Origin of the sequence: Streptomyces sp. NPDC047841 (assembly GCF_040704085.1) — a bacterium.
GTDB lineage: Bacteria > Actinomycetota > Actinomycetes > Streptomycetales > Streptomycetaceae > Streptomyces > Streptomyces argyrophylli.
Genome location: NZ_JBEYRP010000034.1, coordinates 73,071 through 80,585, shown reverse-complemented (window position 1 = coordinate 80,585; position 7,515 = coordinate 73,071). Strand labels below are relative to the sequence as shown.

Sequence of the window (7,515 nt, the reverse complement as noted above, 5' to 3'; positions counted from 1 at the left end):
TCCACTGACAAGGTCGACACCGAGATCCCGGCGCCCACCTCCGGTGTGCTGCTGGAGATCGTGGTCGGCGAGGACGAGACCGCCGAGGTCGGCGCTGGCGCCGCGGCCGGCCGACGGCGGACTCACTCCGTGCGCAGGCCCTCCGGCCGCATCATCCGCATCAGCGGCGGCAGGCTCAGCACGGTGACCGCGAGGACCACCGCCGCGCCGGCGCCGGTCAGGGACAGCACGCTCGCCCAGTCGACGGAGATGGGGGTCGCGGCCAGCTTCAGCAGGACCGTACCGAGGGTCAGGCCCACCGCCGCGGCCAGCAGCAGACCGAGCGTGATCGGCACGGCCGTCTGCCACAGCACCGACAGGCCGAGCGTGCGGCGCCGGGTGCCGAAGGCGAGCAGGGACGACAGCAGCTTGCGCCGCTCGCGCAACTGCTCCAGCTGGGAGACCAGCAGGCTCGCCCCGATCAGCGCCAGCACGCAGACCGCGCCGATGAACAGGCCGTTGCGCAGGGAGGCGTACTGGTTGGACTGGGCGGTCGCCGCCCAGCGCCAGGCACTGGCGAGGGGGTCCACCCGCGCGGCCGTGTTCCGCACGTACTCGTCGGCGTGCGGCACGGACAGGTCGAGGCGGACGAAGACCTCGTGGTACAGCGTCGACCCGGCCCCGGCGGGCAGCGCGGACGGGGTCAGCAACAGCCCGGTGACGTCGGACCGGAGCGAGTCCTTGCGGGCGGTCACCTGCCGCAGACCGGCCGGCACCGTCCAGGGGATCTCCCGCCCGCGGTCGCTGCCGGAGTAGGTGGCGTCGATGAAGCCGTGCCGGCCCGGCCGCATGAGGGCCCGCGCGGCGGCGTCGTCGGCCGTGCTGGGCAGGAGGAAGACGTCACCGTCCCGGCAGGACGGCAGGTGGGCCAGTTCGCGCAGCGCGGCGCAGTCGCCGACGGTGAGGCTCGCCGTGGTGCCGGGGTCGCGGCGCTTGTCGCCGAGTCCGCCGTGGGAGAGGGCCACCGACGCCTGCACGCCCTTGGTGTGGGCCAGTTCGGCGGCGGCCTGCGGCAGCCGGGAGCGGTCCGACAGGTCGACCTCCATCGAGGCCCGGTGGGGATCGCGGCCGGTGTCCTTGGTGTACTGGCCCTCAAGGCCCGCGAACAGCATCTGCAGCGCGATCGCCCCGGCCACCGCCACCGCGATGCCGTTGACCATGCGGGCGGCCGTACCGCTGCTCAACTGGAGCCTCCGTACGGCCAGTTGCCAGGAGACCGGGCCCGCGCCGAGCCGGGTGACGAACGCCTCCACCAGCCAGGGCAGCAGCGCGGTCACGCCGATCAGGAGCAGCAGCACACCGCCGGTGACGAGGTACTGGTTGAAGTCGCCGTGCGAGCGGCCCTTGCCGATCATCGGGTACAGCATCGCGAGGCCCGCCAGCGGCAGCAGCAGCCGCCACCACAGGCGCCGCCGGGCCTGCTTGGCCGTGCGCACCACGCCGAGCGGTTCCACGACCACCCCGCGCATGGCGAACAGCGTCACCAGCACGGCGGCCGCCGGGACCGCCACCGCGACCAGCGCGGCCAGTGCGGGGGAGGGGTCGAGGTAGCTGGGGAAGAAGCTCTCCCCCCTGATCTCCACCGATCCCGCCGCCTGCCGTCCGATCAGGAAGAACACCGTGCCGACGGCCAGTCCGAGCAGCGACCCGGCCAGCGCCTCGCCCGCCGCGATCCGGCGGGTCATCCGGCTGTCGGAGCCCACCAGCCGCAGCGCGGCCAGCCTGCGGTCGCGCCGCTCGCCGCCGAACCGTACGGCCGCGGCGATGAAGACGGCGACCGGCGTCAGCAGGGCGGCGAACACGACCAGGGTCATCAGGATGAGCACCGGGTCGGTGCGCTCGGTCACCGGGTGGGGATCGCCGAACGCGGTCAGCCGCACCACCCGCGAACTGTCCCCGGTCACCTTCAGACCTTCGGCACCCGCGTAGTAGGCCAGCTCGTGCGAGCCGATCAGTCCGGGTTCGCCGATCGTGCCGGTGATCCGGAACGGCAGCCGCTCCCGCAGGAGCTCGCCCCCGTCCGAGGAGAGCAGTTCCTTCAGCGCGGGCGAGGCCACCATCTCGCCCTTCTTCGGGAAGCGGCCGACGCCGGGCGGCAGCGGCGCGCGCGCACCCTCGGGCTCCAGCAGCCGGCCGCGGATGTCCCTGGAGTGCCACTCGGTGTCGGTGTTGCCGACCAGCACGGTGTTCTCGCCCCTGGGCGGCACGGCCGCGTTGAAGGTGAGGTCCTGGCGGGCCTCCTCGCGCTGGTGGCGGGTCGTCAGCACGGTGGGCAGCGCCGTCGTCAGCAGCAGCAGGGCCACGCCCAGGCCGACGCCGACCGCCGTCAGCAGCATCCGGACCCAGCCCTCGCGTCCGCCGGTGAAGGCGGACCGGGCCCCCATGCCCAGGTCTCTGCACCACTGCCGGACGTTCATATGGCGCGCTCCATGTCGCGTGACCTGCCGTCGCGTACGACGATCTCGCGGTCGGAGTAGGCGGCCACCCGGGCCTCGTGCGTGACCAGGACGACGGCGGCGTTGGTGGAGCGGGCGGCGTCGGTCAGCAGCTCCATCACGCGTTCGCCGTTGAGGGAGTCGAGGGCACCGGTCGGCTCGTCGGCGAACAGCACCCGGGGCCCGGTGACGAGCGCCCGCGCCACCGCGACCCGCTGGCCCTGGCCGCCGGAGACCTCGCCGGGCCGCTTGCCCTTGAGGTCGTCCACCTCCAGGCGTTCCATCCAGCTCAGCGCGGCCCGCTCGGCCTCCTTGCGGGAGGTGCCGTTCAGACGCAGCGGGAGCGCCACGTTCTCCACGCAGGTCAGCTCGGGGACGAGCTGCCCGAACTGGAAGACGAAGCCGAACTCGCTGCGGCGCAGGGCGCTGCGGCCGGCGTCGTTCAGGCCGGCCAGTTCGCGGCCGTCGTAGGTGATGGAGCCGGAGTCGGGCGGCACGATGCCGGCCAGGCAGTGCAGCAGCGTGGACTTGCCGGAGCCGGAGGGGCCCATGACGGCGACGACCTCGCCGGGGTGGATGGAGAAGTCGGCGCCGTCGAGCGCGACCGTCGGGCCGTAGGACTTGCGCAGGTTCTCGGCGGCGAGCAGGGTGCCGGGCGGGGGAGTCACTTGGCCGCCACCTCCGCGCGGAGCTTGTCGAGACGCGCGGCGGTCAGTTCCAGCCAGCGCAGGTCGGCCTCCAGGTGGAACAGGGCGTGGTCGCAGATCAGCTGGTCCGCGAGGTCGCCCTTGCGCTTGCGGTCGGTCAGGATCCGCATGCTGCGCAGATGTTCGGCCCGCTGGGTGTCGAGGATGTCGGTCGCGTCGCGGTGGGTGAGCAGAGCGAGGACGACCTTGGTGTAGAGGGTCGACTGGAGGTACTCCTCCGGCTTCTCCGGGGTGGCGAGCCAGCGCTCGACGTCGGTGACGCCGGCGTCGGTGATGGCGTAGCGCTTGCGTTCGGGGCCGCCGCCGGCCTCGATCCCGTCGACTTCCACAAGACCGTGCTTCAGCAGCCGGGACATCGTGGAGTAGACCTGGCCGTAGTGCAGCGGCCGGTCGTGACCGAACTTCTCGTCGAAGGCCCGCTTGAGGTCGTAGCCGTGGCGCGGGCCGGACTCCAGGAGCCCCAGAAGGGTGTGACCGATGGACATGGGCAGCACTCTACACTCGGTGTATACGCTCGATGTATACACACCGTGGGGAACCCGTGGCGGATGGTGCGGCCCCGCAGGTGGGGGCCGATTGTCACGGTTCCGACACAGGCGGCCGGCCCCGCCGCGGCAGCGGTCCGGTGTCCTTCGGCAGGCGTCCCGCCTCCGCGAGGGCGCGCCGCAGCAGGAACTCGATCTGCGCGTTCGCCGACCGCAGCTCGTCCCCGGCCCAGCGGGCCAGTGCCTCGTACACCAGCGGGTCCAGCCGGAGCAGCACCTGCTTGCGCTGCCGCGGCCGGCGCTTCGGCGTTCCCGAGGGGTCCGTCACCGGGTCCGTCACTGGTAGAGCGTCCCCGTGTTGAGGACCGGCTGGGGGGCCCGGTCCCCGCAGAGCACCACCATCAGGTTCGACACCATGGCCGCCTTCCGTTCCTCGTCCAGCTCCACGATGTCCGCGTCCGCGATCCGGGCCAGCGCCGCCTCGACCATCCCGACCGCGCCGTCCACGATCTGCCGGCGGGCCGCGACGACCGCCCCCGCCTGCTGCCGCTGGAGCATCGCCGAGGCGATCTCGGGAGCGTACGCGAGGTGCGTGAAACGGGACTCGATGATCCGCACCCCGGCCGCCTCCACCCGGGCCTGGAGTTCCACGGCCAGCTTCTCGGTGATCTCCTCGGCGTTGCCGCGCAGCGACAGGCCGTCCTCGTCGTGGGCGTCGTACGGGTACTCGATGGCGATGTGCCGCACGGCCGTCTCGGTCTGCGTGGCGACGAACTCGGTGAAGTCGTCCACCTCGAAGGTGGCCTGCGCGGTGTCCTGGACCTTCCACACCACGACCGCGGCCAGCTCGATCGGGTTGCCGTAGGCGTCGTTGACCTTCAGCACGGCGGTCTCGTGGTTGCGCACCCGGGTGGAGATCCGGGTCCGGGAGGTGAAGGGGTTCACCCAGCGCAGGCCGTCCTGCCGGATCGTGCCCCGGTAGCGCCCGAAGAGCTGGACGACCCGGGCCTCGCCCGGCGCGACCGTGTTCAGCCCGCGCATCGCGATGACCGACGCCAGCAGGACGACGACACCGGCGGCGACGAGTCCGCCCTGGGCACCGCCGGAGGAGGCCGCCCCGGAGGACGCGAACAGCGCGACCGCGGCGCCGAGCCCGATCAGGCCGAGCAGCAGCGCGAGCCCGCCGCCGATGCTGTGGGCGGTGAACTCCCGCACCCGCGGCGCGGGCATCTCGGGGACGTCGGCGGTGGCGGCCGGCTCGGATATGGACACAGGGGACCCCCGGTTGTCTGTTGTCTGCCTTCTATCTAAGTGATATCACTTTACGCCGCCAAGCAACCCTGGACCAGTGCCAGCCGTCGGTTCCTTTGGGGCGGGTGCTGATTGTCACGTCCGTAAAAGAACGGATCGGACGCCCTTTGTCATATAGAGGGGTGTTAGCTTTCGGAGCTGACCCCGAGACGGAAGCGAGCGTAGGGACCCATGGGACGAGCGGAAGAGAGACGAGCGCGACAGCGCGGCGGCCACCGCGCGGCACCCCAGCGCCGCCGCTCCGCGCCCGCGCCCGGCGCCGCCGGCGGCGCCCCCGCGTCCGGCAAGCCCGCCAAGAGCCTCATACGCCGGATCTTCGGCTGGAAGAAGATCCTCGGGACCATCCTCGGCGTGTGCCTGCTCGGCATCCTGGGCTTCATCGGCCTGTACCTGTACGTGGACATCCCCGAGGGCAACGCGGCCGCCCAGCAGCAGAGCAACGTCTACAAGTTCAGTGACGGAACGATTCTGGCCCGCAAGGGCGAGGTCAACCGCGAGATCGTCGACCTGTCCAAGGTGCCCCGCAAGGTCCAGCTGACCTTCGTCGCCGCCGAGAACAAGAGCTTCTACCACGACTCCGGCGTCGACCTGCGCGGTACCGCCCGCGGCCTGATCAACACGGTGTCCGGCAAGGGCAAGCAGGGCGGCTCCACGATCACCCAGCAGTACGTCAAGAACTACTACCTGAACCAGGACCAGACCGTCACGCGCAAGCTGAAGGAGCTGGTCATCTCGCTCAAGGTGGACCGCGAGAAGTCCAAGGACGACATCCTCGCCGGTTACATCAACACCAGCTACTACGGCCGCAACGCCTACGGCATCCAGGCCGCCGCCCAGGCGTACTACCACGTGGACGCCCAGGACCTCAGCGTCGCCCAGGGCGCCTACCTCGCCGCCCTGCTCCAGGCCCCCAGCCAGTACGACTGGGCCGTCGCCACCAAGACCGGCAAGCGGCTGGTCACCCAGCGCTGGAACTACGTCCTGGACAACATGGTCAAGGAGGGCTGGCTCTCCAAGACCGACCGGGACGGCCTGCACTTCCCCTACCCGAAGGAGCCCAAGGGCGCCCCCGGCCTCGGCGGGCAGAAGGGCTACCTGGTCGAACTCGCCAACCAGCAGCTGGAGCAGCAGCTCATGGCGCAGGAGGGCCTGACCCAGTCCCAGGCGGAGAACGCCGTCGTCGACAAGGGCTGGACCATCACCCTCAACATCGACCGCAAGAAGCAGGCCGCGCTGGAGAAGGCCGTCAAGACCCAGCTGACCGGCAAGCTCGACCCGAAGAAGCGCAAGGTCGACGGCGCCATCCAGGCCGGCGCCGTCTCCGTCGACCCCAAGACGGGCAGGATCGTCGCGCTCTACGGCGGCCAGGACTACTACAAGCATTACTTCGACAACGCCGCCCGCCGGGACTACCAGCCGGCGTCCACGTTCAAGCCGGTCATCCTCGCCGCAGCGCTGGAGCAGAACGCCACCACCCAGGACGGCAAGCCGATCACCGCGAGCACCGTCTACGACGGCACCAGCCGCCGCCAGGTCCTGGACCACGGAGCCAGGGTCGGCTTCGCCCCGCCGAACGAGGACGACGTCGACTACGCCAAGATCACCGTGCAGCAGGCGATGAACAAGTCCGTCAACTCCGTCTTCGCGCAGATGGGCGTGGACGTCGGCATGGACAAGGTCATGGCCACGGCGGGCAAGCTCGGCATGAACACCAAGGGCATGCAGGCCGTGCCCGCCCAGACCCTCGGCTCGATGGGCGCGAGCCCCCTGGAGATGGCCGGGATCTACGCCACCTTCGCCAACCACGGCTACAAGGTGACCCCGACGGTCATCAAGTCCGCGGAGAACAAGGGCCGCACGGTCGACATGCCGAACCCCGTCGGCGGCTCGGTGATCAGCCGTACGGCCGCCGACACGGTCACCTCGGTGCTCACCGGCGTGATCGACGACGGTACGGCCAAGCAGTCCGTGGCCAACAACCCGATGCGCGACGGCCGGCAGGTGGCGGGCAAGACCGGCACCTCCGACGAGAACAAGTCGGCCTGGTTCACCGGCTACACGCCGACCCTGGTCACCTCCGTCGGCCTGTTCGGCGAGGACCCGAAGACCAAGGCCCACGTCTCCATGAAGGGGGCGACCGGCCTGCTCCCGCCGCCCGGCCGGATCAACGGCGGCGGCTACCCGGCGCAGATCTGGGCCGCGTACACCTTCGGCGTCGCCGACAAGGCCACGTTCGACCTGAACACCACGCAGGGCGCGGCCGTCGAGCCCACCGAGACGCCGACCTGGACGCACACTCCGACCCAGACGCCGTCGCAGACGCCGACCGAGACGCCCTCGCAGACGACCGAGTCGCCGACCGAGACGCCCTCGCAGACGCCGACCCAGACCCCCAGCCAGACGCCCACCCAGACCCCGAGCCAGACCCCGACGAGCGGGCCGCCGACGATGTCGACCAGCCCGGAGAACCCGCTCGACCCGGAACACGTGCCCGGAGAACGTGGCCTAGGCGGGACATGACAGCGAAGGGCGCCCGGT

General features: G+C 71.1%; 6 protein-coding genes and 1 pseudogene. 2 read left to right on the top strand and 5 right to left on the bottom strand.

The features are described 5' to 3' along the window. Positions 1 to 96, top strand: a pseudogene (locus tag AB0947_RS37220) (biotin/lipoyl-containing protein); the annotation flags it as partial. A gap of 26 nt (positions 97 to 122) precedes the next feature. Here AB0947_RS37220 and AB0947_RS37215 read toward each other — a convergent pair. The 5 genes from AB0947_RS37215 to AB0947_RS37195 form a co-directional block, all read right to left on the bottom strand. Beyond that, positions 123 to 2,456, bottom strand: coding sequence for an FtsX-like permease family protein (locus tag AB0947_RS37215; RefSeq protein ID WP_366754807.1), 2,334 nt, complete (start codon positions 2,454 to 2,456; stop codon positions 123 to 125). Then, on the bottom strand, positions 2,453 to 3,142 hold the full coding sequence (locus tag AB0947_RS37210; protein WP_366754806.1) for an ABC transporter ATP-binding protein: 690 nt from the start codon (positions 3,140 to 3,142) through the stop codon (positions 2,453 to 2,455). The genes AB0947_RS37215 and AB0947_RS37210 overlap by 4 nt, the downstream gene beginning before the upstream one ends. Beyond that, complete coding sequence (locus AB0947_RS37205) at positions 3,139 to 3,666, bottom strand: PadR family transcriptional regulator (protein ID WP_196944383.1); 528 nt, start codon at positions 3,664 to 3,666, stop codon at positions 3,139 to 3,141. Before AB0947_RS37205 ends, AB0947_RS37210 begins: the two co-directional genes overlap by 4 nt. A 94-nt stretch (positions 3,667 to 3,760) precedes the next feature. Further along, the gene (locus AB0947_RS37200; RefSeq protein ID WP_366754805.1) at positions 3,761 to 4,006 is read right to left on the bottom strand and encodes a hypothetical protein; all 246 of its coding nucleotides are present in this window, start codon (positions 4,004 to 4,006) and stop codon (positions 3,761 to 3,763) included. Next, positions 4,003 to 4,896 (bottom strand): SPFH domain-containing protein, encoded by an 894-nt coding sequence (locus tag AB0947_RS37195; RefSeq protein ID WP_366754809.1) that lies wholly within the window; start codon positions 4,894 to 4,896, stop codon positions 4,003 to 4,005. The genes AB0947_RS37200 and AB0947_RS37195 overlap by 4 nt, the downstream gene beginning before the upstream one ends. A 252-nt stretch (positions 4,897 to 5,148) precedes the next feature. On the opposite strand from AB0947_RS37195, the gene AB0947_RS37190 reads away from it, so the two are divergent. Continuing rightward, on the top strand, positions 5,149 to 7,497 hold the full coding sequence (locus tag AB0947_RS37190) for a transglycosylase domain-containing protein (protein WP_366754804.1): 2,349 nt from the start codon (positions 5,149 to 5,151) through the stop codon (positions 7,495 to 7,497). Positions 7,498 to 7,515: the final 18 nt, after the last annotated feature.